General features: G+C 49.9%; 24 protein-coding genes. 9 read left to right on the top strand and 15 right to left on the bottom strand.

Going from position 1 to position 25,692, the window contains the following annotated elements; all coding sequences use genetic code 11:
- Positions 1–9: 9 nt before the first annotated feature.
- Positions 10–717, bottom strand: coding sequence for a response regulator transcription factor (locus tag FPE01S_RS20870; RefSeq protein WP_046371021.1), 708 nt, complete (start codon positions 715–717; stop codon positions 10–12).
- Positions 718–839: 122 nt separating this feature from the next.
- On the opposite strand from FPE01S_RS20870, the gene FPE01S_RS20865 reads away from it, so the two are divergent.
- The gene (locus FPE01S_RS20865; protein ID WP_046371020.1) at positions 840–1,211 is read left to right on the top strand and encodes a co-chaperone GroES; all 372 of its coding nucleotides are present in this window, start codon (positions 840–842) and stop codon (positions 1,209–1,211) included.
- Between the two features lie 32 nt (positions 1,212–1,243).
- Positions 1,244–2,818, top strand: a complete 1,575-nt coding sequence (locus FPE01S_RS20860) for a helicase HerA-like domain-containing protein (RefSeq protein ID WP_046371019.1) — start codon at positions 1,244–1,246, stop codon at positions 2,816–2,818.
- On the opposite strand, the gene FPE01S_RS20855 is transcribed toward FPE01S_RS20860, so the two are convergent.
- The gene (locus tag FPE01S_RS20855) at positions 2,819–4,723 is read right to left on the bottom strand and encodes a RecQ family ATP-dependent DNA helicase (protein ID WP_046371018.1); all 1,905 of its coding nucleotides are present in this window, start codon (positions 4,721–4,723) and stop codon (positions 2,819–2,821) included.
- A complete protein-coding gene (locus FPE01S_RS20850; protein ID WP_046371017.1) occupies positions 4,723–6,840 on the bottom strand; it encodes a heavy metal translocating P-type ATPase in 2,118 nt (705 codons plus the stop codon). Before FPE01S_RS20850 ends, FPE01S_RS20855 begins: the two co-directional genes overlap by 1 nt.
- Between FPE01S_RS20850 and tsaE the strand changes: the two genes are divergently transcribed.
- A complete protein-coding gene (gene tsaE / locus FPE01S_RS20845; protein ID WP_245624040.1) occupies positions 6,827–7,351 on the top strand; it encodes a tRNA (adenosine(37)-N6)-threonylcarbamoyltransferase complex ATPase subunit type 1 TsaE in 525 nt (174 codons plus the stop codon). The genes FPE01S_RS20850 and tsaE overlap by 14 nt on opposite strands.
- Before the next feature lie 22 nt (positions 7,352–7,373).
- Positions 7,374–8,588 (top strand): alanine dehydrogenase, encoded by a 1,215-nt coding sequence (locus FPE01S_RS20840; protein WP_046371015.1) that lies wholly within the window; start codon positions 7,374–7,376, stop codon positions 8,586–8,588.
- On the opposite strand, the gene FPE01S_RS20835 is transcribed toward FPE01S_RS20840, so the two are convergent.
- From FPE01S_RS20835 to FPE01S_RS20815, 5 genes are read right to left on the bottom strand one after another with little or no spacing between them, the layout of a single operon-like run.
- Positions 8,589–9,209 (bottom strand): ABC transporter ATP-binding protein, encoded by a 621-nt coding sequence (locus FPE01S_RS20835; RefSeq protein ID WP_046371014.1) that lies wholly within the window; start codon positions 9,207–9,209, stop codon positions 8,589–8,591.
- Positions 9,190–9,996 carry an acyl-ACP--UDP-N-acetylglucosamine O-acyltransferase gene (lpxA, locus tag FPE01S_RS20830; RefSeq protein ID WP_046371013.1) on the bottom strand — a complete coding sequence of 269 codons (807 nt, stop codon included), beginning with the start codon at positions 9,994–9,996 and terminating at the stop codon, positions 9,190–9,192. Before lpxA ends, FPE01S_RS20835 begins: the two co-directional genes overlap by 20 nt.
- A gap of 43 nt (positions 9,997–10,039) precedes the next feature.
- Positions 10,040–11,446, bottom strand: coding sequence for a bifunctional UDP-3-O-[3-hydroxymyristoyl] N-acetylglucosamine deacetylase/3-hydroxyacyl-ACP dehydratase (locus tag FPE01S_RS20825; RefSeq protein WP_046371012.1), 1,407 nt, complete (start codon positions 11,444–11,446; stop codon positions 10,040–10,042).
- Between the two features lie 7 nt (positions 11,447–11,453).
- Entirely contained in the window at positions 11,454–12,506 is a 1,053-nt protein-coding gene (lpxD, locus tag FPE01S_RS20820) for a UDP-3-O-(3-hydroxymyristoyl)glucosamine N-acyltransferase (RefSeq protein WP_046371011.1), read from the bottom strand.
- 11 nt (positions 12,507–12,517) lie between these two features.
- The gene (locus tag FPE01S_RS20815) at positions 12,518–13,771 is read right to left on the bottom strand and encodes an HD domain-containing protein (RefSeq protein ID WP_046371010.1); all 1,254 of its coding nucleotides are present in this window, start codon (positions 13,769–13,771) and stop codon (positions 12,518–12,520) included.
- 75 nt (positions 13,772–13,846) lie between these two features.
- Between FPE01S_RS20815 and porX the strand changes: the two genes are divergently transcribed.
- From porX to FPE01S_RS20790, 5 genes are all read left to right on the top strand, one after another.
- Entirely contained in the window at positions 13,847–15,403 is a 1,557-nt protein-coding gene (gene porX, locus FPE01S_RS20810) for a T9SS response regulator signal transducer PorX (protein ID WP_046371009.1), read from the top strand.
- Between the two features lie 19 nt (positions 15,404–15,422).
- Positions 15,423–15,695 carry a hypothetical protein gene (locus tag FPE01S_RS20805; protein WP_046371008.1) on the top strand — a complete coding sequence of 91 codons (273 nt, stop codon included), beginning with the start codon at positions 15,423–15,425 and terminating at the stop codon, positions 15,693–15,695.
- A gap of 22 nt (positions 15,696–15,717) precedes the next feature.
- Entirely contained in the window at positions 15,718–16,485 is a 768-nt protein-coding gene (locus FPE01S_RS20800) for an MBL fold metallo-hydrolase (protein WP_046371007.1), read from the top strand.
- A gap of 80 nt (positions 16,486–16,565) precedes the next feature.
- Positions 16,566–17,507, top strand: coding sequence for a ComEA family DNA-binding protein (locus tag FPE01S_RS20795; protein ID WP_157474117.1), 942 nt, complete (start codon positions 16,566–16,568; stop codon positions 17,505–17,507).
- 52 nt (positions 17,508–17,559) lie between these two features.
- The gene (locus FPE01S_RS20790; protein WP_046371005.1) at positions 17,560–18,705 is read left to right on the top strand and encodes an acyl-CoA dehydrogenase family protein; all 1,146 of its coding nucleotides are present in this window, start codon (positions 17,560–17,562) and stop codon (positions 18,703–18,705) included.
- Positions 18,706–18,785: 80 nt separating this feature from the next.
- Here the strand turns inward: FPE01S_RS20790 and FPE01S_RS20785 are convergent, their stop codons facing one another.
- The 7 genes from FPE01S_RS20785 to FPE01S_RS20755 form a co-directional block, all read right to left on the bottom strand.
- Positions 18,786–18,965, bottom strand: coding sequence for a hypothetical protein (locus FPE01S_RS20785; protein WP_046371004.1), 180 nt, complete (start codon positions 18,963–18,965; stop codon positions 18,786–18,788).
- Position 18,966: 1 nt separating this feature from the next.
- The gene (clpX, locus tag FPE01S_RS20780) at positions 18,967–20,199 is read right to left on the bottom strand and encodes an ATP-dependent Clp protease ATP-binding subunit ClpX (RefSeq protein WP_046371282.1); all 1,233 of its coding nucleotides are present in this window, start codon (positions 20,197–20,199) and stop codon (positions 18,967–18,969) included.
- A gap of 108 nt (positions 20,200–20,307) precedes the next feature.
- Positions 20,308–20,934, bottom strand: coding sequence for a ClpP family protease (locus FPE01S_RS20775; protein WP_217998252.1), 627 nt, complete (start codon positions 20,932–20,934; stop codon positions 20,308–20,310).
- Between the two features lie 44 nt (positions 20,935–20,978).
- Entirely contained in the window at positions 20,979–21,665 is a 687-nt protein-coding gene (locus FPE01S_RS20770; RefSeq protein WP_046371003.1) for a ClpP family protease, read from the bottom strand.
- 143 nt (positions 21,666–21,808) lie between these two features.
- The gene (gene tig, locus FPE01S_RS20765) at positions 21,809–23,194 is read right to left on the bottom strand and encodes a trigger factor (RefSeq protein ID WP_046371002.1); all 1,386 of its coding nucleotides are present in this window, start codon (positions 23,192–23,194) and stop codon (positions 21,809–21,811) included.
- 525 nt (positions 23,195–23,719) lie between these two features.
- Positions 23,720–24,547 (bottom strand): universal stress protein, encoded by an 828-nt coding sequence (locus FPE01S_RS20760; protein WP_046371001.1) that lies wholly within the window; start codon positions 24,545–24,547, stop codon positions 23,720–23,722.
- 30 nt (positions 24,548–24,577) lie between these two features.
- Positions 24,578–25,687, bottom strand: a complete 1,110-nt coding sequence (locus FPE01S_RS20755) for a hypothetical protein (protein ID WP_046371000.1) — start codon at positions 25,685–25,687, stop codon at positions 24,578–24,580.
- Positions 25,688–25,692: the final 5 nt, after the last annotated feature.

Below are 25,692 nucleotides of genomic sequence, written 5' to 3'. Positions count from 1 at the left end.
CAACTGTTTTCAGCGTTCCGGAACCGGTACTACCAGGCGGAAGCCATTGCCGTGAATATTGACGATCTCGATGTTGCTGTCTTCTTTCAGGTATTTCCGGAGCTTGGCAATGTAAACGTCCATACTGCGTCCGTTGAAATAGGTGTCGCTGCCCCAGATCTTCTTCAACGCCTGTTCGCGGGGAAGCAGGTCGTTCATATGTTCTGCCAGCATTTTCAGCAACTCGTTCTCTTTAGGAGATAACGTTTGTGTCTGACCGTTATGGCTCAGTTCCCGCAGCTTGGGGTTGAAATGAAAGCTGCCCAGGTCAAATTCCTTGTTCTCGTTTTCCTTATTCAGTTCTTCATTACGTTTCAGGATCGCCTTGATCTTCATCAGCAATACTTCACTGTCGAAAGGCTTGGTGATATAATCATCAGCACCCAGCTTATACCCCTGGATGATATCTTCTTTCATGGTCTTGGCGCTCAGGAAGAAAAGTGGAATATCGGGGTCGATATCGCGGATCTCTTCAGCCAGTGAAAAGCCGTCCATATTTGGCATCATCACGTCCAGCAGGCACAGGTCGAACTTTTCGCGCTGAAATGCTGCCAGTCCCAGGCGGCCGTCTCTTTCCAAAACCACATCGAAGTCATTTAACTCCAGGTAATTCTTCAACACCAGTCCAAGGTTCTGATCATCTTCACACAACAATATTTTAGGTTTCTTTTCTTCCATATGGGAACATGTTTGAGTATTGGAATAAAATTAACTTATTTCCCGTTATACAAAACGGTAAGGGGGCGTTAATGTTTTTGGGCTGTTTTTTTGTAATTCCTGTCTAATTTTGCCCTCGAATCATGTTACTGACAAACGACAACAAACTCAAGAAGCTCATCGTCATCGGAGACCGGGTTTTGATCCGGCCATCCCAGCCTCACGACAAAACCGCAAGCGGCCTCTACCTGCCACCAGGTGTCCAGGAGAAAGAAAAAGTTCAGCAGGGAACCGTCATCCGGACGGGGCCGGGCTATGCGATTCCCGTGCCCCCGGAAGAGGAATCCTGGAAGCAATCGGAAGAGCAGATCAAATATGTTCCACTCCAGGTTAAGGAAGGAGATCTGGCAATCTTCCTCGTGAGTGGGGCGACAGAGGTGATGTATGAAAGTGAAAAATTTTATATCGTTCCGCAGAACGCCATCCTGATGATTGAGCGGGATGAATCGTTTTAAAATTCCGTTATCTTCCCGCCAAATTCACCAGGATGTCTACTACTCCGACCGCATTCCTTGAAGCTATCCAGGCTGGTTACTCTTTCAAAGGCGAATCTGCCAAAATTGGTATTGGTGTTCTCGACGGAAAACCGCAGCCTGATGCGGCGGTATTGCTTCCCTTGAAAACGATGAACCGTCACGGCCTTATCGCCGGCGCTACGGGTACCGGGAAAACGAAAACGCTGCAGGTGCTTGCTGAAGTGCTGAGCGATAACAGTGTTCCGGTATTGCTGATGGACATCAAAGGAGATCTGAGTGGTATTGCAGCTGCGGGTTCTCTGAACGACAAAATCAAAGACCGTTATGAGTTGCTGGGGATGACTTATCAGCCTGCTGCTTACCCGGCAGAACTCCTTACGCTGAGCAACGGGCCGGGTGTACGGCTCAGGGCGACCGTAAGTGAATTTGGTCCGGTATTGCTAAGCAAGATCCTTGGCCTGAACGATACCCAGGCCGGCCTGGTCGCCATGATTTTCAAATGGTGCGATGACAACAAATTGCCTTTGCTCGACCTCAAGGATTTTACCAAAGTGTTGCAGTACATCAGCGACGAAGGAAAAGCACTGATCGAAAAAGACTACGGGAAGATCAGCACCAGTTCAACAGGCACGATACTCCGGAAGGTGGTGGAACTGCAACAGCAGGGTGCAACAGCATTCTTTGGTGAAAAAAGTTTTGAAGTGGATGACCTGATGCGCATCGCGCCGGATGGCCGGGGTATGATCTCGGTGCTAAGGGTCACTGACCTGCAGGACCGGCCCAAACTGTTCTCCACGTTTATGTTGCAGCTGCTTGCCGAACTATATGGCTCTAGCCCGGAAGAAGGTGATCTGGACAAACCCAAACTTGTGCTCTTTATTGATGAAGCGCACCTGATCTTCCAGGAAGCAAGTGAGGCCCTGTTGCAGCAGATAGAAACCATCGTCAAGCTCATCCGCTCCAAGGGGATCGGCATATTTTTCTGCACTCAGAATCCGATGGATGTGCCTAAGGATGTTCTGGGGCAGCTCGGGTTGAAGGTGCAGCATGCCTTACGGGCATTTACCGCTGCCGATCGCAAGGTGATCAAGCAGACTGCTGAAAACTACCCTGAGACTGAGTTTTATAAAACGGATGATTTGCTCACCCAACTGGGCATCGGCGAAGCGCTCATCACGATGCTGAATGAGAAAGGCATTCCCACTCCCCTGGTGCATACCCTGATGATCTCTCCGAGAAGCAGGATGGATGTGCTGACCGCCGATGAGATCAGCCAGCTGGTGAAAAGCAGCAAGCTGGTGTCGAAATACAACCAGGAAGTGGATTCGGAAAGTGCGTATGAGATGCTTTCAGCAAAACTGGAAGCAGCAGCGGGTGAAGCAGAAAAAGCCAGGGAAGCGGCGGAACAGGCCAAAGCAGAGAAGAACAGGCCGAAAGAGAAAGAAGAAAAAGGCATGCTTGAAAAAATGCTCGACAGTTCAGCGGGCCGCCAGGCTACGCGTACCGCTGCCAACATGATCACGCGCACTTTGCTGGGGGCACTGGGCCTCGGCGGTACGTCGCGCAGGAAAAAATCTTTGTGGTAATCAGGAACTGCTTCGGCTCACCCATCCGTCCGTGCCGACACTGATCTGACTGTTATCTTCCAGAAAACGCATGGCTTTCCAGAACTGATCGTCAGTGTAGTTTGCTGCGGTGAGTAGTTTGAGCTGATTTACCTGCTGACGTTCGGTGTCAAGTGTTTTCAATAGTTGCTCAACCAGCGGGGCGACAGATAAAGCCTGTTTTTTCCGGGTCAGGCAATTGTCGCAGATACCGCAATCCCGGATAGTTTCGTCGCCGAAATAATTACCGAGGAAAACACTTCTGCAGGTGTCACCGGAAAGGTACCGCTGTAATTTTTTTAACCTTTCTGCTGCCAGTGCTTTTCTTCTCTGCAGGACATCGGTGTGGATGAAGACCGATTGCGGCAACATCCGCTCCGCCATCAGGGTGAGCTGTGGCAGCTCTTTGCGAGGCTCATACCGGATGATCCCCATCCTGTCCAGTTGCCCGAGCAGCGATACTATTTCCGGCATTTCTTTTTTCAGCAATCTTCCGAGATAAGACTCATTGATGGCGGCGGGATAGGTAAACAGTCCCTCATATTGCCGGAGCAGTGTTTTGGCCAGGTCGTCCAGTTCCGGATACTTTTGTTCAAGCAGTTCAAGGGCCTCACGGTTGGCGAGGAACTGAAGCCTGGAAGGCATGAAAACAGCTTCTGTCAGATTACAATAGCCTTCAGCCTGCAGGATCTGCAGCGCATTGATGGTTGTAGTCCGGTCCAGTTTGAAACGCTGACAGAACAGCGTAAGGTCGAAGTCGAATTGCGTGCCGGCTGCGGTGCCCAGCGGGATTTGCATAAAATGTGTCAGGTGCCGGTACACGTCACGGATCGTTTCCGGTGCCGGGAATTTCTTGTCTAGCTGTTTCTCCAATTCAGCAAGCTCCTGTTTCTGGTACAACAGCACGGCGTAGGCTTTTTGCTGATCGCGGCCCGCACGTCCGGCTTCCTGGTAGTAGTTCTCCAGGCAATCCGGTACATCATGATGGATGACGGTTCGCACATCCGGTTTGTCGATGCCCATCCCGAAAGCATTTGTGCTGACAATTATCCGGTACTGGTTGGATGTCCATTCTTTTTGTCGCAGGTGTCTCTCATCCTGTGGCAGGCCTGCATGATAATGGATGGCGGGTATTCCCCTGTCGGCCAGGTGTCTGGAAATCTCCGCTGTTTTTTTTCTGCTGCGGCAGTAGATGATGGAAGAACCTTCCACCTGCGCGAGGATACTGACGATTTTCTGCAGCTTGTTGGCCTCTTCAAAACAGCTGTAAGACAAGCCTTCCCTTGCAAAACTACCTTTCAGTATAACGGGATCGCGCAACTGCAGCTGGGTGGTTATATCTTTCTGTACCAGGGGCGTAGCGGATGCCGTAAGCGCAAGAAACGGCGTCTTCGGCAGGAATTCCCGCAGCGTGTTGATCTGCAGGTAGCTTGGGCGAAAGTCGTATCCCCATTGCGATACGCAGTGGGCTTCATCGATAGCTACCATGTTTACGGGGAGCTCCGGGAGAAAATCACGGAAGACCCTTGTCTGAATTCTTTCCGGGGAAAGGTATAGTAATTTGATGCGGCTGTTCAGGGCAAGGTCCATCGTTTTTCGGATCTCCCGCTGTGACATGCCGGTGTGGATCGCCAGGGCACTGATGCCTCTTTTCCGGAGCTGTTCCACCTGGTCTTTCATCAGTGCGATCAGTGGACTGATCACGAGGCAGATGCCTTCCTGCATGATTGCGGGCACCTGGTAACAGAGTGATTTGCCACTGCCCGTCGGTAACAGTGCCAGTGTATCCTTTCCCGATAACACCGCTTCAATGATGGGTTGCTGTAACTGACGGAACTGTTTGAACCCCCAGTAGTGTTGCAGTATGCCGTGGATCGTCTGTTCCATCAGCTGACACGTTTTACCATGAGGCGGGCGGAATTGACCGCAAGCACCACGTCGCTCAGTCCCATGACCAAAGCACCGAAAGTGGGTGTCAGGAAACCGAAAGCCGCTATGGGTATAGCAACAATGTTATAGGCGAATGCCCAGAACAGGTTCTGGCGGATGGTCTTCATGGTATGCGTGCCGAGGCCAAGTGCCAGCGGCAGTTGCCGGATACCATTGTTCATCAGAACGACGCCTGCTGTTTGCACTGCAAGCTGGGAAGCGTCGCTCAGAGAGATCCCGATGGTTGCTTTGGCTAATGCAGGCGCATCATTGATGCCATCTCCCACCATGGCAGTCGGAGCTTCCCGGGTCAATTGCTCCACGATCGTCAGTTTCTCTTCAGGACTTTTTTCGGCATATATTGTTTCAATGCCAAGTTCCTTTGCGATCCTGCCTGCTTTATCCTTTCGGTCACCACTCAGCAGTATGGTCTCAATGCCGTTGTTGTGTAGTGTCCGGATTACATCCCGTGCTTCAGGTCTCACCGTATCGGTGACATCGATCCAGCCGATCAGCTGACCATTGCGAAGTATATAAACATTATGATCTGATTCCGTCGACTGTCTTGCGGCGATCGCATAGGATCCAGCCTGGTAAGTTTCACCTGTTCTGCTGACGGCGTGCATGCCTTTACCTTTTATTTCTGTAATAGAAGCCCAGCGGGTTTCATTACGCGTTTTCCAGGCGCCGGTGATAGCACTGGCCAACGGATGGGTAGAATATTTTTCAAGGGAATAAACCAGGTTCCGGAAATCTTCATCTGGCAGCACCAGCGACTGGTAAGCTTCGATCCGGAATTTGCCGGTTGTCAGTGTGCCGGTCTTGTCAAATACCACACGGCGGATGGTCTTGAAAGCTTCCAGTGATCTGGCATCCCTGAACAGTATGCCATTCCGCGCAGCGCGGCCCAGGCCCACAGCAATGGCTGCAGGAGTAGCCAGTCCCATCGCACACGGGCACGCAATCACCAGTACGGCAATGCTGCGCATCAACGCGCTTTCAAATGAATGCAATACCTGGTAATTCACCAGGAAGGTAATGACTGCAATGATCAGTACTACCGGTACGAAAATGCCGCTGATGCGATCTGCCATTCTTTGCACCGGTGGTTTGTCGCCCTGTGCTTTTTTAACCAGGTTGATAATATTGGCGAGCACACTGTCAGCAGCTGTGTGTGTGATGATTGCTTTGAGCGTTCCTTCTGCAACAAGGCTTCCGCCAATGATATTGTCTTTCGCTTTCTTTTCTACCGGTACGCTTTCTCCTGTTATGATGGATTCATTCAACAGTGCTTCGCCCCATAGAATCTTTGCATCGGCCGGCACCTGCTCACCCGTCCGGATCAATACCAGGTCGCCATTTCTCAGCTGGTTGTTTTCTATCGGAAAGATCTGTTCCTGGTGTTTGTCGTCAAAGGCGATCATGTTCGCCATCACCTTTTGGCTTTTCACCAGCTGGTTGAGTTGTTTTTGTGTGGATTGCACGGAAACATCTTCCAGGTAGTTGCCAAAGAAGACAAGGGTGATGATCGTGGCAGTTGTTTCGAAGAAAAGGTAGCCATGCCCGCCATACAGCAGCGTTCCGGCAATGCTGTAGAGGAATGCAGCAGAAGCGCCGAGCGTGACCAGAACATTCATATTTGGCAGGCCGTTACGGATACTTTTGAAAGCGCTTTTTCCGAAAAATGACATGCCCAGCAGGTATACAGGGGCGGCCAGTGCACACTGAACCCAGGGATTGCCGATCCAGCTGTTGTGGAGAGCCGGGATCATGTGCAGCATCAGGACAAGCGTGAAAGGCAAACAGATTAATGTGTATCTCAGGAATCTGTTCATGGGCGCAGCAGTGGATCCTCCTGCCATTTTTTCGTCCACCACATCATAACCCAGGGAAACGATGCCCTTTGTGAGTGTTTCAGCTGAAGGAACTTTTCCGCTCTCTCTTTCAAACCTGACATCACCGTCAATAGGGTTGACCTTTACATTATGCATGCCCTGCTTTTCAAGATACTGGGAAACGGTGAGGGCGCAGTGCGAACAGGTCATTCCCCTGACCTTCCAGATGACAGTTTCCATACCCAAATATACATTCGCCGGCAGCGGATTGTTGGACGTATTATCACCTAAAATAGCCACCCAGTTGCAGTTTGATTATTTTTGCCGGATGCAGCTGGATTTTTCACTCCAACAAATCAATGATATTGCCCATCGGTTGATCAGCCACTGGGAAACCCCCAGAACGGTGGCGCTTTCAGGCGGGATGGGAGCGGGCAAAACGACACTGGTCCATGCACTTTGCGAGGCGCTGTCGGTTAAGGGCGCTGTCGGAAGTCCGACTTTTTCTATCATTAATGAGTATGTCAGTGAAGGCCAGCCTGTATTCCATATCGATTGTTACCGGTTGAAGGATGAAGAGGAAGCGATTGATGCCGGAGTAGAGGAATGCCTGTATAGCGGCAGCTGGTGCTTCGTTGAGTGGCCGGAAAAAATTCCCCACTTGTTGCCACCAGGGGTGGAAACACTGCAATTGACGTTAGTGGATGGGAACACACGAAGGCTTAACCTTAATTCGGGTTTTAATTTGTAATTTTCCAATCCTTTCAATTTACATGGCGCAGCAGAAACCTTTCATAAGTCCCTCATTCAGTTACGAAACATTGGAGGAAACACTGGATGTGAAACCTACCGGTGCGCAGCTGCACATAGGAATTCCCAAAGAGGTGGCTTTCCAGGAAAACCGGGTATCACTTACACCGGAAGCTGTTGGTGTGCTGGTGAGCAACGGCCACATGGTAGTGCTGGAACATAATGCCGGTGATGCCGCGCATTTCCGCGACAAAGACTACAGTGAGGCAGGGGCCAAAATCGTTTACGACAAGGCCGAGGTTTATAAAGCGCCCATCCTGGTGAAAAGTGCTCCGATCGTTGAAGAGGATATCCCTTTTCTGCAACCCAACCAGGTGATCATCTCGCCGATGCACATTACGTTGCTGAAATCAGAACTCCTGGAGAAACTGATGGAGAAGCGGATCACGGCGATCGCGTTTGAATCCCTGAAAGACGAGAACGGGACGTTCCCGATTGTGAGAAGCATGAGCGAGATAGCAGGCAGCGCGGTGATGCTGATTGCAGGTCAGTACCTGGGTTCGGCCAATCATGGAAAGGGGGTATTGCTGGGTGGGATCAGCGGCATTCCGCCATCCAAGGTGATTATCCTGGGCGCGGGCATCGTGGGCGAGTATGCGGCGCGGGCAGCGCTTGCACTGGGTGCTTCCGTAAAGGTTTTTGACAACAGCGTTTACCGGCTGAAGCAGTTGCAGGATAATATCGGACATCGGTTGTGGACCTCTGTTCTGGAACCGAAGATCCTTGCGAAACAATTAAAGACCTGCGAAGTTGCAGTGGGAACCTTGCGCAGCAACAGCGGCAGGGCTCCGGTGGTGGTTACCGAAGAGATGGTGAGTAATATGCGGCCAGGCAGTGTGATTATTGATGTAAGCATTGATAGTGGCGGTTGTTTTGAAACTTCCGAAATCACCAGTCATGAGCATCCCATTTTCATGAAATACGGGGTGATCCATTACTGCGTACCAAATATACCTTCGGGATTTGCGCGTACCGCATCTCATGCCATCAGCAATGTGCTGATGCCATTGCTTCTGGAAGCTGCGGACGAAGGTGGCATCGAAAACCTGATCTGGCATAAAGTACACCTGCGCAGCGGCATTTACCTGTTTAAAGGGGCATTGACCCATTTTCACCTGAGCCAGCGCTTCAACCTGAAATATACCGACCTGAACCTGTTGATTGCCAGCCGGCGCTGATCAGGATTTATAGTCTGTGATCCTGATGATATCCCTGCAGTTACTGTATTCCTGGGGATCATTGCTGGAGATGATCAGCATTCTGTTGTTGCAGTACTCCCGGATGGTTTCCTGGAACATGGCAATGCCGGCGGCGTCGAGATTGGTGAAGGGCTCATCGAGCAGGAGTATTGCGGTATCGGAAAAAATAGCCTGGCCGAGCTTCAGTCTTTGTTTCATGCCGGAAGAAAAATACCGGATCTGTTTATGGCGGGCCTGGGATAGTCCCACGTGGGTAAGGATCCGTTCTGCATCAAATGCCTGCAGGAATGGCTTGAAGCTGGCATGGAACGCAAGGAGCTCCAGCGCTGTCATTTCCTCCACAAGATCGAGATAGGGAGCTGCAAAGGAAAGGTGCCGGAATAATTGTTCCGCTTCGATGGGATCGCCATTGGAGGCCGCCGTTAACTGGCCCTCAGAGAGGTGAATAGCACCGGCAATTGCCTGTAGCAGCGTGCTTTTACCGGAACCGTTAGGGCCCGTAATGGCATAAGTGCCGGCAGGGTTAAAAGTGTAGGTGAACTTTCGGAAAATCCATTCCCGGTTAAACCTCTTTCCGGCTTCAGATAGCGATATCGTCATCGCCGCTTCCTTTGGTGAACCGCTTGATGATGCCTCGCCCGCTTTCCCGGATAAAAGTTACAATCTCGTCGCGTTCATCTGTTGCACTGAATTCTTCTTCGATGTATTCGAGTGCCTGGGAGGTGTTCATTCCCTTGTTATACAGTACGCGGTAAATATCCAGAACATGGTTGATGCGGTCAACGCTGAAACCTCTTCTTTTCAGTCCGACACTGTTTACGCCGGCATAGGAGAGGGGGGTGCGGGCGGCTTTGATATAGGGCGGCACGTCTTTGCTGACCAGTGATCCGCCGCTGATGAAGGCATGTTGCCCAATCTGTACAAACTGGTGCACGGCGCTTACGCCACCGATGATTGCCCAGTCGCCCACAGTTACGTGACCTGCCATCTGAACATTGTTGCTCAGCACAACGTGGTTGCCAATAATACAGTCGTGTGCGAGATGGCTGTACGCCATGATCAGGCAGTTATTGCCCACGGCGGTCTTGTTACGGTCTTTTGTGCCCCGGTTGATGGTCACGAATTCGCGGATGGTGGTACCATCACCGATCTCTACATTGGAGTATTCGCCTTCGTATTTCAGGTCCTGGGGAACGGCAGCGAGGACGGCCCCGGGGAAGATCCGGCAATTCTTGCCGATCCGGGCACCTTCCATAATGGTAACATTGCTTCCTATCCAGGTACCCTCACCGATCTCCACGTCCTGGTGGATCACGGTAAAGGGATCCACTTTTACATTGGTGGCCAGTCGCGCGTTCGGATGGATATACGTGTGGGGATGAATCATTTGCGGTGCAAAAATAGGTGAATTGAGATAAAATAGAAGAAAATCACCCCCTTTTGACTACCTGGGCAACCATATCGGCTTCTGTACAGAGTTTGTTGCCAACATAAACCGTTCCCCGCATTTCGCATATACCACGGCGTATCGGTGCAGTCAGCTCCATCTTCAGCAGCATGGTATCGCCGGGAACGATTTTCTGTTTGAATTTACAGTTGTCGATCTTCAGGAAATAGGTGTCATATGTGGCAGGAGGCATGCTGTTGATGGCCAGAATGCCGCCGGTCTGTGCCAGTGCTTCGCATTGCAAAACGCCAGGCATAATGGGGTTGCCCGGAAAATGCCCGGTAAAGAACGGCTCATTGAAGGTGACGTTTTTCACGCCAATGATATAGGTATCGGTCAGTGCAATGATCTTGTCTACCAGGAGGAAAGGATAACGGTGTGGCAGGGTCTGTTCGATCTGCTGCGCGGTATATACCGGGGGCAGTGATGGATCATATACCGGCACATCCTTCATGTGCTTATTCTTCTTGATATATTGTTTGATCTTTTTGGCGAAAGCCACATTGGTGCTGTGACCCGGGCGGTTGGCAATGATGCGGGTCTTTACAGGATATCCGATCAGCGCAAGGTCGCCGACCACATCCAGCAGTTTATGCCTGGCAGGTTCATTGGGGAACCGCAATTCAAGGTTGTTGAGGTAACCTTCATGCTTAACCGCCATCTTGTCGCGGCCGAAAGATTTGGCGAGACGGTTCATTTCTTCTTCCGTAACAGGCTTGTCAACCACCACAATGGCATTGTTGATATCGCCGCCCTTGATCAGGTTATGTTCCAGCAGCATTTCAAGTTCATGAAGGAATACGAAAGTGCGGCAGGGTGAGATCTCCCTGACAAAATCACGCATGTTTTTCAAACCTGCGTGCTGGGTTCCGAGCACGGGAGAGTTGAAATCGATCAGGGTGGTGATCTGGTAATCCAATGCGGGCATGGCTACCATTTCAACGCGTTTCTTTTCGTCGTAGTGATAAATATTCTCGTCGAGGCTGTACCAGACTTTGGTGGCGGGTTGTTCCTGGATGCCTACTTCCTGGAGGAGTTCCACAAAGGGTTGGGAGCTGCCGTCCATGATCGGTGTTTCCGGTCCGTTGATTTCAATCAGACAGTTGTCGACACCCATTCCTACAAGCGCTGCGAGTACATGCTCAACGGTACTGATTTTGGCGCCATTGTCTTCAATGGTGGTGCCCCTGGAGGTGTCTGTCACCAGGTCGCAATCTGCTTTGATGATCGGCTGTCCCGGAAGATCGATCCGCTGGAACTGCAGTCCGAAGCCCGGATGTGCGGGGCGGAAAGTCATGTCCACTTTTACACCGGTATGAAGTCCGGTTCCGGAAATGCTGATGGGTGCGCCTACTGTATGTTGTTTGTCTGGATTGAAATTATTGTCCATGTCGTTTTTATAAGTTGATTCTTTCCGCCAGCAATTGTTTTACCAATTGCTCCAGTTCTTTAAGTCTTTTTTCCATATCCGGAAGGTTCCTGCTGAGTGCCTGGCTCCGCAGGGCACTCGTATAGTCGAATGCCGGTGAACCGGTCACTGCTGTATTGGGCGTTTTGATGGATTTGCTCACACCGCTCTGGGCGTTGATCTTGCTGCCATCTGCAATGGAAATATGACCAACAATACCGGCCTGGCCACCGATCATTACGTTGCTGCCGATCTTGGTGCTGCCGCTCACGCCGGCCTGGGCCGCGATCACGGTATTATGTCCCACTTCCACATTGTGGGCTACCTGGATCAGATTGTCCAGCTTGGCGCCTGAACGGATGATGGTTGAGCCGATTGTAGCCCGGTCAATGGTGGCATTTGCGCCGATCTCAACACCGTCTTCCACCACTACATTGCCGATCTGTGGAACTTTTTTGAAGCTCCCGTCTGCCTGCGGAGCGAAGCCGAAGCCATCGCTGCCGATCACGGATCCGGCATGAATGGTTACTCCACGGCCAATCCTGCAGTCATGATAGATCCTTACGCCTGGGTGAATGATACAGTTGTCGCCGATCACCACATTGTTGCCGATGAAGGCATTCGGGAATATTTTGACCTGGTTGCCGATTTTCACCTGTTCACCGATATAGGCAAAGGCACCGATGAACACGCCTTCTCCCATGGTGGCAGAATCGGATACATAGGATGGATCCTGGCGGCCGGTCAGCTGCTGGGTTTTCAGTTCCTGGTATTTGCTGAGCAGTGTGGCGAAAGCAGAATAAGCATCCGGTACCCTGACCAACGCTGCCGAAACCGGCTGCCGTAATTCCAGGTTATCGTTGATAATCACTACGGAAGCCGCCGTCGTATAGAGGTAATCTTCATATTTTGGATTCGCCAGGAATGCGAGTTGTCCGGCTGCAGCTTCTTCAATTTTTCCAAAGGATCCCACGAGTTTCTGCGGATCCCCTTCCACTTTTCCATTGATCAGAACGGCGATTTGCGCGGCACTGAATTGCATACAAGTTTGATTTATATTGGCTTTTCAGGGAACCAGCCGGATATGGCTCCCGGATTCAGGTAGCAAAAGTAGTATTTTTTAACAGGGCGGGATAAATTGTGCTGTATCAGAGCATTGTCAACTGCAGAAATATCTTTTACGGTTCCGTCTTTAAAAAGAATTTCGATCTTTTCATCCATCGGGTCATACGTGGTATTGCTGGCCACGCCGCTGAAAACCAGGTAGTCAGCGTCTTCCTCACTTAAACCGGATGACCTTACTATAGCTTCCTTTTGTTCGGCCAGCAGATCAAAGGGTACCGGCTGGGAAAACAGCCTGACCTTCAGCAGGCGGCGGTCGATGATCATCGTACAGAGGGAAGCAAGCACCCGGTCGTTATGGCTGGTCCAGCTTTTTATGGCTGCCAGCACATCAGTATCGTCCAGCAGGCAAAACCTGGCCAGGTCTTCAGCAGCGCTGAAAGGGCCGTCGAGGTGGAGGAAGTAGTCCAGAACAGGAGAAGGCGCTTTCACTTCCACGCCGGTATGGATCAGCATTCTTGCCCGCCGGATAATATTGACCAGCATTTTTTCCAGGCAAAGCACGGTCTTGTGCAGGTAAACCTGCCAGTACATCAGCCTGCGGGAAACCAGGAATTTTTCGATGGAGTAAATCGCTTTTTCCTCCACCACCAGGTTGCCCTCGTGCACGGAAAGCATTTTAAGGATGCGGTCATAGCCGATCACCCCTTCGGAAACCCCTGTGTAAAAACTGTCCCGCGTGAGATAATCCATACGGTCTACATCAAGCTGCCCCGAGATCAGTTGTGACAAAAACGGTTTATGGTAGGTGCCCCGGAAGATTTGAAGGGCGAGTTCGAGTTGGCCGCCGGTCTCCCGGTTGAGTACCTGCATGATCTCCAGGGAAAGCGCTTCGTGGCTGATGCCTTCGATCAGCGTTTGCTCCAGTGCATGGGAAAAGGGGCCATGACCCACATCATGCAGGAGTATTCCGATCTGGGCAGCCGTTTCTTCTTCCGGTGTGATCGTTACGCCCTTGTTTCTCAGTTCCGCGATGGCACAGGTCATCAGGTGATAGGCACCCAGGGAGTGATGAAGCCTGGTATGCACCGCTCCGGGATATACGAGCTGGGCAAGCGCCATTTGCTGAATGCGCCGCAGCCGCTGATAGTACGGATGATCGATTACTTTCAGCAGCAGGGGATGACTGATCGTGATGAAACCATAAACGGGATCATTGATGATTTTGCGAACGGGTTTCACCATGCCTATTTTGTTAAAATCTGTAAATACCAGCGGCCAAAGCTACGAACCAACATCAGATAAATTACATTTGAATCCATGCCATTAGCCACCATACTCTGGGTTGACGACGAAATGGAAAGTCTGCAATCGCAGAAACTTTTCCTTGAAACAAAAGGATACGCTGTAAAAACGCTGACCAACGGATTTGACGCCATTGATTTCCTGAAGGAAAATCCGGTGGACCTCGTTCTGCTGGACGAATCTATGCCGGGTATTACCGGTCTGGAAACGCTGGCAAAAATCAAGGAGATCAATCAGCAGGTACCGGTGGTCATGATCACCAAGAATGAGACCGAGAACCTGATGGATGAAGCCATCGGTTCCCAGATCAGTGATTACCTGATCAAACCGGTGAATCCTAACCAGGTATTGCTGAGCCTGAAAAAAATACTCGACAACCGGCGACTGGTAGCCGAAAAAACAACGCATGCCTACCAGCAGCAGTTCAGGAACCTTTTTATGGCGCTGAACAGTAATCCTGACTACAACGAATGGATGGACATCTATAAAAAGCTTGTTTACTGGGAGCTGGAGATGGAAAAAAGTGACAGCCCGGAGATGCAGGAGGTACTTCAGAGCCAGAAACAGGAGGCGAATACGGAGTTCTGCAAATTTGTTACGAAGAACTACCTGAAATGGGTGAATCCCAAGTCTGATGAAGCGCCGATCATGTCCAATACCTTGTTCCGGTTCAAAGTGTTGCCACATATCGACAAGGAAGCCCCTACATTTTTTATCCTGCTGGACAACCTCCGGTTCGATCAGTGGAAGGCGATTCAGCCAGTCTTTGCAGCATATTTCAGGATACTGGAAGAAGATACTTTTTACAGCATCCTGCCCACAGCCACCCAGTACGCCCGCAATGCCATTTTTGCAGGATTGATGCCGCTGGATATCGAAAAGCAGTTTCCGCAGCACTGGAAGAATGATGAGGAGGAAGGTGGTAAAAATCTCGAAGAAGAATACTTTTTTGCAGCGCAGCTGAAAAAGCTCCGTCGTGACGATATCCGTTTCTCCTACACGAAGGTGGCGAATCACCAGGCCGGTAACGAACTGGTGAACAATATCCATAACATGCTCGGGAACGACCTGAACATTATTGTGTACAATTTCGTGGATATGCTGAGCCATGCCCGTACCGAGATGGAAGTGCTGAAGGAACTGGCCAGCGACGAAATCAGTTACCGGAGCATTACCCTGAGCTGGTTTGAACACTCGCCACTGTTCCAGGCGTTGCGCCGGATTGCAGACAAGAAGATCAATCTCATTCTTGCGACAGATCACGGATCCGTGAGGGTAAATGCGCCGCACAAGGTGATCGGCGACAAGCAGACGACCACGAACCTGCGGTATAAACATGGCAGGAATCTTCAATACGAACCCAAAGAGGTATTGGCGTTCAGAGACCCGAAAGAAGCGGGGTTACCGGTACCCACTGTCAATTCCTCCTATATTTTTGCCAAGGAAGACGGCTACCTGTGCTATCCCAATAACTACAACCATTATGTGAATTATTACCGTAATACCTTCCAGCACGGGGGGATCAGCCTGGAGGAAATGATCGTTCCGGTGATCAAGATGGTATCGAAATAGGGCTTAAATTGCAAGTCACATGAAATACAATCAGGCGACTTTGAATAAAATTGAACAGGTGCTGGAAGAGGCTTCGTACATCGTACGATATGAACGGGGTACTTTTCAAAGCGGTTATTGTATTCTGGAAGAGAAGAAGGTTGTGGTGCTCAACAAGTTTTTGCAGATTGAGGGAAGGATCAATACACTGGTGGATATCATTCCGCAACTTTCCATAGATCCGACCCAGCTCAGTGCCGAAGCATTGAAGACCTACAAAGAGGTATTGGAAAAGGTTCAGCTGAAATCATAAACCTGCCGGCATCTCCACTCCATTGACCATAACGTTTCTGGGAACAGGCACCAGCAGTGGTGTGCCGATGATCGCATGCGGCTGCCCGGTATGTACTTCCACCGACAAAAAAAATAACCGGCTCCGATCCAGCATACTGGTCCGTTCTGCTACTACAACGATCGTGATCGATACAACACCGGATTTCCGGTACCAGATGCTCCGTGCGCAGGTAAAACACCTCGACGCCGTAGTGTTCACGCACCCGCATAAGGATCATATCGCGGGACTGGATGATGTTCGGGCATTCAACTTTTTCTCCGGTAAGGGCATGCCCATTTATGCCAACGAGATGACCCAGATGAATATCATCCGGGAGTTTCCCTATGCATTTGCTGAAACAAAATATCCGGGAGTGCCGGAGATCATGATCCACCCCATTGACCAGGAAGCATTCATGGTGGGTGATATCCGGATCGAACCAATAACGGTGTGGCATATGCGCATGCCGGTACTTGGATTCCGCTTCGGGTCGTTCACCTACATCACTGATGCCAATCATATCGGGGATGCCGAGAAGGAAAAGATACGCGGCAGCAGTCATCTTGTGCTGAATGCCTTGCGGAAAGAAAAACATATTTCTCATTTCAGCTTGTCTGAAGCAATTGAGATGGCCACCGAACTGGGTGTGACCAATGCCTATTTTACCCATATCAGCCATCAGCTCGGGCTTCATGCGGAGGTTGATCCGACGCTTCCGTCGGGAATGCATCTGGCTTATGACGGTCTTCAGCTGGAAGTAAACGGCTGAAGTTCCACATTACACCATTACCGCTAAATCACGCTTGTTATTGGTTGCAGATTTTGAAAAGTTTGCAGCAAAAAAAGAGCATGGAAAAGCGTGCATGGCGAACCTGGCTGGCAGATTATCTTACTTTTTCACGAAGAGAAAGAATAGCCATATTGTTGTTGGTGGGTATGGTACTGGTGATCTGGATTGTACCCCGGTTCTGGTTGCCATCACCGCAACCGGTTCTGATAACGGATAGTGTGATAAGGGCTATCCGCTCTGTGCCGGTTGTACCGGTCCGGCCGTTAAGGCCATTTGATCCCAATACGCTCGATGAGAAGGGGTGGGTTTCCCTGGGTGTCGCCTTACCGGTGGCGCAAAGGATAATACGATACCGGGAAAGAGGTGGTCAATTCAAACAACCGGGTGAAATCGGAAAGATATATGGGATGGATCCTGACCTTGTAACGAAGCTGTTGCCCTTTGTCAGCATTGCCGCTTACGGACAGCGGCACCGTCGCCGCCAGGGCGCCTGGCAATATGATTTACGGCGCGACACGATGCATTATGCTGCGGGGACATACAGAAGGCAGTTTAATGCAGGAATAAAATCAAATTACCCGGACAGGGGCGCAACTGTTGTGTCGCTCGACATCAATACAGCAGACAGCCTTGCCTGGATGACTTTGCCTGGCATCGGGCCGGTACTGGCAGGTCGGATTGTGCGCTACCGCGACCGCCTGGGCGGATTTTATGCCCGGGAGCAGCTCCGGGAAATCTATGGTACAGACACTTCACTCTGGCACAGGCTTTCCGGCAGGATCAGGATCGGTGAACCTGTTACGGTGCGCCAGCTTTCCCTGAATGATGCCAGCAGGGATGACCTGTCCAGCCACCCCTATATCCGTTGGCGGCTTGCAACAGCGATTTTACGGTACCGGGAAACACACGGGCCTTTCCGCGATATCAGGGAACTGAGGCAAATTCATGTGCTTTCGGACAGTCTTTACCAGAAACTGCTGCCCTATTGGAAAATTCACTAACTAACAATTGTTAGTGTAAGAAAAAACGCTTTATATTGCAGCGTAATCGACTATGCAGTTAGGACTTCCTGAATTGACCCAGCAAGCAGCGCAAACCGCCCGTGAATTCGCCCGGCAGGAAATATTGCCGCATGTAATGGAATGGGATGAAGCGCAAACCTTCCCCCGTGAGATTTTCAGCCGTATGGGTGAATTGGGGCTGATGGGCGTGCTGGTTCCCGAAGCTTACGGTGGCTCAGGCATGGGTTACCTGGAATATGTGGCCATTATCCGGGAGGTTGCCAGTGTATGTGGTTCTATCGGACTCAGCCTGGCGGCGCACAACAGTTTGTGCAGCGGTCACATCCTCGCCTTCGGCAACGAAAAACAAAAACAGCAATATCTGCCCAGACTCGCAAAAGGAGAATGGCTTGGTGCCTGGGGTCTCACGGAGGCCAACACAGGCAGCGATGCCGGAAATATGCGGACGACGGCAGTTAAAGATGGTAATGATTGGTTACTTAACGGCACAAAGTGTTGGATCACACATGGGAAATCCGGCGATATAGCAGTGGTCATTGCCCGCACGGGTGAAGTCCGGGCGAAGAACAATGCCACTGCATTTATCGTGGAACGCGGCACCCCGGGGTTTTCCGGCGGTAAGAAGGAAAACAAGCTGGGAATGCGCGCCAGTGAAACTGCAGAAATGATATTTGACAATTGCCGGATACCCGATGAGAACAGAATTGGCGAAGTAGGAGACGGATTCAAGCAGTCAATGAAGGTACTGGATGGGGGCAGAATATCCATTGCTGCGCTGGCCCTTGGTATTGCAACAGGAGCCTATGATGCGGCGCGTCAATATTCCAAGGAGCGATACCAGTTTGACCAGCCGATTTCAAATTTCCAGGGAATATCATTCAAACTTGCCGATATGGCAACGGAGATCATGGCTGCCGAACTGCTCACTTACCAGGCGGCAGACCGCAAGAACCGTAAGCTGAATATGACCATGGAAGCCGCTATGGCGAAATACTATGCCAGTGAAGTGGCCGTAAAAACAGCTACGGAAGCCGTTCAGATTTTTGGTGGCTATGGTTATACCAAAGACTTTCCCGTTGAAAAATATTATCGCGACAGTAAGCTCTGTACCATTGGCGAAGGTACCTCAGAGATACAGAAAATTGTGATCGCCAGAGAACTGTTGCATATTCGTTAGTCTTTCGTTTGCTTGCTATAATAAAGGCCGGATCATTCCTGATTCGGCCTTCACTTTTATAATATTAATGTCAATTCTGATCAGTCCAGGTAGTCATCCTGCACATCATCCTTCGGACCATATTTATCGAACAGCTTGTCAATTGCGCCGCCAAAAATGGGGAACTTCTCCTTGGCAAAATCCTTTACGATTTCAACAGCTTTGTAAGCCTGCTGTTCACTTAGCCCCTGTGCCATCAACTTGTCGATCAGTTCTTTCATATTATGCAACTTTCAGAAGGCTCATTTTGCTCTTGTCGAATTTCTTCTCGGCATAATCCAGCGTCAGGTGGAAACGGGTTTCCTTGCTGGAGGGCAGTTCGAACATAGCATCTGTCAGAATGCTTTCACAGATTGAACGCAGGCCACGGGCGCCAAGCTTATATTCCATGGCTTTTGCTACCATGAAATCCATCACCTCGCTATCAATACTCAGTTCGATACCTTCTATTTCAAACAACTTCTTGTATTGTTTGATGAGGGCATTTTTAGGTTCTGTAAGAATGGAACGAAGCGTCGGAGCATCGAGCGGGTTGAGGTAGGTTACTACCGGCAGGCGGCCCAACAATTCGGGGATGAGACCGAAATGTTTCAGATCCTGCGCATTAACATATTGCAACAGGTTTTTCTTTGCTGCTTCCTGTTGTTCCTTGTTAACGTTAAAGCCGATTGCATTGGTGTTGACTCTCCTGGCGATCAGTTTGTCCACCCCGTCAAAAGCGCCACCGCAAATGAACAGGATGTTCTGCGTGTTGATCTTAATGAGCTTCTGTTCCGGGTGCTTTCTGCCGCCCTGGGGTGGCACGAGCACATCAGTACCTTCGAGCAATTTCAGCAATCCCTGCTGCACACCTTCACCACTCACATCGCGGGTGATGGATGGGTTATCCCCTTTCCTTGCGATCTTGTCGATCTCATCGATGTACACTATTCCTCTTTCAGCTGCAGTAACGTCGTAATTGCAGACCTGCAAAAGGCGGGTCAGAATACTTTCAACGTCTTCACCTACGTAGCCGGCTTCGGTAAATACAGTGGCATCTACAATTGCAAAAGGAACATTCAGCAGTTTGGCAATAGTTTTCGCCAGCAGGGTTTTACCCGTACCGGTTTCGCCAACCATAACGATATTGCTTTTTTCAATATCGATATCGTTTTCTGTTGTCTTTTGCTGGAGCCTTTTGTAGTGATTGTAAACGGCAACTGAAAGTACCTTTTTAGCATCATCCTGCCCGATGACATATTCGTCGAGGAATCGCTTTATTTCAATAGGTTTCTTGACTGTCAGTTTGAAGCCGGGGCCCGTCGTTTCCGAGCGGGTCAGCAGCTCCTGTTCGATAATTTCACGAGCGTGTTCCACACAGTTCTCGCAGATATGCCCGTCCTGTCCCGCGATCAGGATTTTCACCTCGTCGCGGCTTCTGCCACAGAAAGAGCAATGTAAAGTGTTTTTTGCCATACGCTGTTGCTTGCTTGCAAAGATAAAAAACCGTTCCATAGCAACGGAACGGTCATTTACGTTATTTATGAACGTGATTACCCCCGGGGATTTTCCCGTTAAGGCAGATCAGACCTTGTCGACCAGCCCGTCTACGATCCCGTAGGCGATGGCATCTTTGGCGTCCATCCAGTAATCCCGGTCAAAATCTTTCATGATCTGGGCCACTGTTTTCCCGCAGTTTTCTGCTAATATCTTGGCTCCCAGCTCTTTAACTCTTTTTGTTTGAACCGCCTGGATCTCCAGGTCGGCGCTCACGCCCTGCATGTAGCCGCCGAGGCTGGGCTGGTGGATCATCACTTCACCGTGTGGGTAGATAAAGCGACGGCCTTTGGCGCCACCGCTGAGCAGGATTGACCCCATGGAGGCTGCCAGACCCATACAAATGGTGCTTACCGGGCTTTTCAGCATCTGCATGGTATCATAGATCACCATACCGCTGGTAACCACGCCACCCGGACTATTGATGTAAAATTTGATCTCCTTACCGGAATCATCCGCATCCAGGAGGAGCATTTTGGTCACTACTTCGCGGGCGGATTTATCTTCCACAGGTCCCCAGAGATAAACGGCGCGGTTCTCAAAGAAATATTTTTCAATCTTCTTATTCAGCATCATCAGTTCATCGCGCTTGTCCTCCGGCTGTTTTTCCTCTTCATCATCCATCCGGTAACCAGTATATTTCGGATATAACATTTTTGTAATTTTTAATGCTTAGAGCTTGTTTACACTGAAGAATATCAGTCTTTGTGTTCCTTTCTGGGATTTACGAGCAGCACCTCATCCACCAGTCCATATTCCTTGGCTTCAAGGGAGGTGAGCCAGTAGTCGCGGTCACAGTCCTTTTCCACCTGTTTGATCGGCTTGCCGGTATGGTGGGCGATGATTTCGTAAAGTTCTTTCTTCAGTTTGCGGATCTCATTGACAGTGATCTCAATATCAGAAGCCTGGCCGCCAATAGCGCCGCTCGGCTGGTGCATCATGATTCTACTGTGTTTGAGCGCTGTACGTTTGCCCTTGGTACCTGAACACATGAGCACGGCGCCCATAGACGCAGCCATTCCGATACAGATGGTGGCAACATCAGGTGTGATGTACTGAAGGGTATCATACATGCCGAGTCCGGCATAAACACTACCACCGGGACAGTTGATATACATCTGGATGTCCCGGGTCCGGTCTGTGCTTTCCAGGAAGAGAAGCTGTGCGGTGATGATATTGGCTACTTCGTCGTTGATCGGGTAGCCCAGGAAAATGATCCGGTCCATCATCAGACGACTGTACACGTCCATCACCGCGATGTTCATGGGTCGTTCTTCAATGATATTCGGCGTAAGATTGGTAACAAGATGTTTCTGGTAATCGTGCAGCGTCAGGCTCGAGATGCCCCGGTGCTTGACCGCATATTTTTCAAATTCAGATGCCATATGTCCGGGTTATTTGATTAAAAATAAGGCACAACAGTCGTGCAAATATCTTTCCAATTGAAAATCATGACAAAAAGGCTGACATTTTAGCACACAAAAGCCGGGTTGCCCCGGCTTTTATTATATCCACAATCAATGTGTTACTAGTGGTGGTGATGGTGCTCTGCCTGCATTTTCTGGAAAGATTCCAGATCAATTGGCTTTTCATCCCGCTGCACCTGGCTTTCGGCCAGACCGAATACCTTGTCCGTCTGAATACGGTGGAAGCTATCCTCCACAAATTTCCGGTCTTTCATCATCCTTTCAACGTAATCATTAACCCAGGGCTGCTCCGTATCGAGCTGGCCCATTTGCATATTGCCCATATAGCTGAACAACTGGGCTTTTGCAAAATCACGCAGATCTTCCGGTTTAACTTCAATCTGGTTGTCCTTCACCAGCTGGTCAACGATCAGGGTCCACTTCAGTGAGTTTGAGAAGGAAGGATATTCTTTCTCGGCTTCTTCGGGGGACTTCTGACTGTCGTTTCCGTTCTGGATCCATTTCTTCAGGAAGCTCTCCGGGAAGGAAATTGTGGTATGATCGAGCAGGTGGTGATAGATGCCGTCGAACAGCTGATTGCGACTCTGCGCATCGAGCTGCAGCTGGATATCTTCTTTGATCGCATTTCTTACGCTGGCTTCGTCGGTAATTTCTTTACCGGGGAAAGCAGTCTGAAAGAAGTTCTCATCCATTGCTGCTTTCTCCACCAGGCCAACTTTAGTGATCGTCAGCCTGAATTTGCGGGAAAGTTGCGCCGGATCTTCTTTGGACAGACCGAGGTCACCCAGGATCCATTCGCGCTCTTTCGTATCGAAAGCCTCCGCGAGGGTGGTTTCAAGCGCATCTCCTGTTTTTTTACCGATCAGCCGGGGACGGAAGGCTTCTGCGAAATACTTAACCAGTACTGAATTGTCTTTGGTAATTCCGCCTTCTACAGGCTGACCATCGTCACCAAGCTCAGTAAAGCTGATATTCAATACATTGTCGTCACCTGTCACAGTTTCGGGTTCTGTCATGTTGCCATAACGCAACTGGAGCCGGTTCAGCTCTTCGTCTACCATTTCTTCTGTAACAGTGATCTTGTAATAGGGAAGTTTGGCAGTTTTCAGGTCAGCTACTTTGAAATCGGGTTTCAGGCCGATTTCAAATGCGAAAGCATACTCATTTGGACTATTCATATCCAGCTGACGGGAGTCGTTTTCCGGCATCGGAAGCGGCTGGGCGAAGATTTCCAGCTTCTCATTGGTCATATAATCGGTCAGCTGCTTCTCAACGGAACGCAGTACCTCGTCAACGAACACGTTCTGGCCGTGCATTTTGCGGATTAGTCCGGAAGGGACCATTCCTTTTCTGAAGCCAGGGATATTTGCCTGTTTGCTATAATTTTTGAGTGCTTTTTCGAAAGAGGGCAGATAGTCCTCTTTTGCCAGTTTTACAGTGATCTTGTCGTTTAACAGACCAATGTTTTCCCGCGTAACGGTTGCCATACGATGCTATTTATTATAGATATTAACCTAAAATGGGGGGCAAAGGTACGAAAAGGTTTCTGCATTGCCGGCCAAAGATTGACCGCGGGGAATGGTGGACAATAGGCAGGTTCCAGGAGAAGGATTGAATACCCTCATTCTAATAATATGAATTTAAAATTATTATATAATAAAAAATATATAATTCGATAAAATTAAATGCTTGATTTATAGGTGATTGTGAGGTCAGCTTAGGGTCAGCTTAGGGTCACCTTAGGGTCAGCTTAGGGTCAGGTCAGGGTTTTCCCATACTCCCCCTATGGCCATCCATGCTTCGACGGTGCCTGGTACCAGCTACAATGATGCCCGGCTTGCGTGCCGCAGTCAATAAAACCCACCCAAAATTGCAGGGATGGAGCCAGGATGGAGCCAGGATAGCACTTAGTTGGGTGTCAGATAACCTGGGAAACGCCAAACCTAACTGCAAACCTCAAACCCCTGCCATCGCTAAAGCTTCGACAGGCAAAGCAAACCCCAAACTTGTTCTCAGTCTTTGTCCTGCAACACGAGTAACGGTATATCCGCCCGATAGGCCATTTCGCGCGTATGGCTGCCATTTACCAGGCGGTTCCACCAGGAATGCCTGTGCGCTACCATCACCAGCAGCTGGCTGGGGTTGTCATTGAGAAAGCTGTCCAGCCCGGCTTCAACAGAAGCGTTGGTGGCAACATAAAATTTATGTGGCAGGCCTGAGATCTTCTGTTCCAGCCTTACTTTGCCGCTCACCTGTTCAGCAGTCATCACTTCGTTGGGTTTCTGCACGTGAATGACTTTGATCTTGGCATCAGCGTGCCTTTTTACCCATTCCTGCAGCAGGTTCAGGCAAACCATATTCATGGTATAGCTGAAATCTGTAGCATAGGTAATGGTGGAAGGTGCAACGTACCCTACCCCGGCCGGAATGACAAGCACCGGAATATGTGATTTTCGCATGATCGCCGCCGTGGTGCTGCCAATCAGTTTATCAATGCCGGAATTTTCTCCCCGCATACCGGTAACGATCAGGTCAGCATTCAGCTCTTTGGCCTGGTACACCACTTCATCAGCCGGCATCCCGATATTGACAATGGTTCGTACAGGGCTGCCCGTTATCGCTTCAAGTTGTTCTGCCAGCAACTTTGCCTGTTTTTCATTCTCCTGCTGGATCTCTTCCACCGACACCATTACATAGGGCACTTCACTGACTGGCGTAGGCAGCATATAGGCATGCAACAGGCAGATATCCGCGCCGTTTTGCTTTGCCAGGTGAGCCGCATAACCGGCAGCATTTTTAGAAGGTTCGGAAAAGTCCGTGGCAACCAGGATCAATTTCATCTGCTGAGTTTTTGCTCTTATAAATTTAACTCAGAAGAACTGAATTATCCGCAGTCCGGGTGTAACACCCTGAAAGAAATCATTAAAATATATTGTGGGGTCGATAGCGGTCTTGTGCAAGTTTAGGCGGCCCAGGCTCAGCCGGAAGGTGTTCTTCTCGTAAAAATCGCCGCTGCGGTGTATCAGGTAACCCAATGAACCCAGCCCGGTGAAGGATACTGTTTTCATCGGATCCTTATCCTTAACCGGTCCCTGTCCATAACCAAGGGTGAGGAAGTCGTTCCTGTAAGTCTGAAGTTTGTCGTGCTGGTCTCTTGCAAACATGAAGGATGGTTCCCAATGCAGGCTGATAAAGTGTCGCCAGGTACGGTCGATATTGCTCAGAACAACAGTGGTGCCCACACCAAAACCTGGCGTAAAATAGTTCTTGTAGTTTTGAACACTAACATTCAGCTGGAATGAAATATAGTCTCTCGAGTTGTACGATCCGCCGGTACGACGGTCGCCGGTAATGCTTTCTTCCTGTTTCATTTTCCAGCTGAGTCCGCCGCTCCAGTTGCGTTCCCATTTGGTGTTTTTGTTTTTCGCATAGTACTGCAGTTTTTGGGCAATAGTACTGTCTGTATAATTGTTCAGGTCACTGATATTGTTGACCGTAAAAATAAATTCATAGTAACGCGGATAGTTCCTGTTGAATTTGTGGGCCTGCACCGGTGCAGGATGTGGGATGATCCCAAGAAACCTGACAGTATCCTGCTGTTGTTTGATCGCGGCTACCTCGTTTGGCATGACCAGGTATGCGGAAGTTTCCCGCGGAATTTTCCGGTAACGGATTTTCCTGACGCCAAGGCCGTCTGAAAAATAATCTACATAGTAGGCCTGCAAAGGATCGCTGAGACTGTCTTTGATAGGAGCGAGGTCAAGAAAGAATCGCTGGATCATGGAATCGCTGGCCAGCAGGCGCGGCACGTCAGCCACATCGCTGAGATAAACCATCACGCTGTTTCCCTTTCCCAGGTCAATGCGTATTTTCTGGCCATAGTTGAAATTTGCCGGTACATCGAATCCTGATTTCGATTGGGACAAGGCGATTCCGAAGGTACCGGTGATCAGTACCCAAAGCGTTAGAAAGTGCTTCATGTTGG

The organism is Flavihumibacter petaseus NBRC 106054 (assembly GCF_000974785.1).
Lineage (GTDB): Bacteria > Bacteroidota > Bacteroidia > Chitinophagales > Chitinophagaceae > Flavihumibacter > Flavihumibacter petaseus.
This window is presented reverse-complemented; position numbering and strand designations above follow the sequence as displayed.

What these genes read in the sequence shown, in the direction of transcription:
- FPE01S_RS20855 (WP_046371018.1), bottom strand. Translation starts at nt 4,723, where the DNA reads ATGGAACAGACGATCCACGGCATACTGCAACACTACTGGGGGTTCAAA.
- FPE01S_RS20775 (WP_217998252.1), bottom strand. Translation starts at nt 20,934, where the DNA reads ATGTTATATCCGAAATATACTGGTTACCGGATGGATGATGAAGAGGAA.
- tig (WP_046371002.1), bottom strand. Translation starts at nt 23,194, where the DNA reads ATGGCAACCGTTACGCGGGAAAACATTGGTCTGTTAAACGACAAGATC.
- porX (WP_046371009.1), top strand. Translation starts at nt 13,847, where the DNA reads ATGCCATTAGCCACCATACTCTGGGTTGACGACGAAATGGAAAGTCTG.
- FPE01S_RS20860 (WP_046371019.1), top strand. Translation starts at nt 1,244, where the DNA reads ATGTCTACTACTCCGACCGCATTCCTTGAAGCTATCCAGGCTGGTTAC.
- FPE01S_RS20825 (WP_046371012.1), bottom strand. Translation starts at nt 11,446, where the DNA reads ATGGACAATAATTTCAATCCAGACAAACAACATACAGTAGGCGCACCC.
- FPE01S_RS20795 (WP_157474117.1), top strand. Translation starts at nt 16,566, where the DNA reads ATGGAAAAGCGTGCATGGCGAACCTGGCTGGCAGATTATCTTACTTTT.
- FPE01S_RS20760 (WP_046371001.1), bottom strand. Translation starts at nt 24,547, where the DNA reads ATGAAATTGATCCTGGTTGCCACGGACTTTTCCGAACCTTCTAAAAAT.
- FPE01S_RS20815 (WP_046371010.1), bottom strand. Translation starts at nt 13,771, where the DNA reads ATGGTGAAACCCGTTCGCAAAATCATCAATGATCCCGTTTATGGTTTC.
- FPE01S_RS20835 (WP_046371014.1), bottom strand. Translation starts at nt 9,209, where the DNA reads ATGACGATATCGCTATCTGAAGCCGGAAAGAGGTTTAACCGGGAATGG.
- tsaE (WP_245624040.1), top strand. Translation starts at nt 6,827, where the DNA reads ATGACAGTTTCCATACCCAAATATACATTCGCCGGCAGCGGATTGTTG.
- lpxA (WP_046371013.1), bottom strand. Translation starts at nt 9,996, where the DNA reads ATGATTCATCCCCACACGTATATCCATCCGAACGCGCGACTGGCCACC.
- FPE01S_RS20865 (WP_046371020.1), top strand. Translation starts at nt 840, where the DNA reads ATGTTACTGACAAACGACAACAAACTCAAGAAGCTCATCGTCATCGGA.
- FPE01S_RS20840 (WP_046371015.1), top strand. Translation starts at nt 7,374, where the DNA reads ATGGCGCAGCAGAAACCTTTCATAAGTCCCTCATTCAGTTACGAAACA.
- FPE01S_RS20850 (WP_046371017.1), bottom strand. Translation starts at nt 6,840, where the DNA reads ATGGAAACTGTCATCTGGAAGGTCAGGGGAATGACCTGTTCGCACTGC.
- FPE01S_RS20805 (WP_046371008.1), top strand. Translation starts at nt 15,423, where the DNA reads ATGAAATACAATCAGGCGACTTTGAATAAAATTGAACAGGTGCTGGAA.
- clpX (WP_046371282.1), bottom strand. Translation starts at nt 20,199, where the DNA reads ATGGCAAAAAACACTTTACATTGCTCTTTCTGTGGCAGAAGCCGCGAC.
- lpxD (WP_046371011.1), bottom strand. Translation starts at nt 12,506, where the DNA reads ATGCAATTCAGTGCCGCGCAAATCGCCGTTCTGATCAATGGAAAAGTG.
- FPE01S_RS20755 (WP_046371000.1), bottom strand. Translation starts at nt 25,687, where the DNA reads ATGAAGCACTTTCTAACGCTTTGGGTACTGATCACCGGTACCTTCGGA.
- FPE01S_RS20870 (WP_046371021.1), bottom strand. Translation starts at nt 717, where the DNA reads ATGGAAGAAAAGAAACCTAAAATATTGTTGTGTGAAGATGATCAGAAC.
- FPE01S_RS20770 (WP_046371003.1), bottom strand. Translation starts at nt 21,665, where the DNA reads ATGGCATCTGAATTTGAAAAATATGCGGTCAAGCACCGGGGCATCTCG.
- FPE01S_RS20785 (WP_046371004.1), bottom strand. Translation starts at nt 18,965, where the DNA reads ATGAAAGAACTGATCGACAAGTTGATGGCACAGGGGCTAAGTGAACAG.
- FPE01S_RS20790 (WP_046371005.1), top strand. Translation starts at nt 17,560, where the DNA reads ATGCAGTTAGGACTTCCTGAATTGACCCAGCAAGCAGCGCAAACCGCC.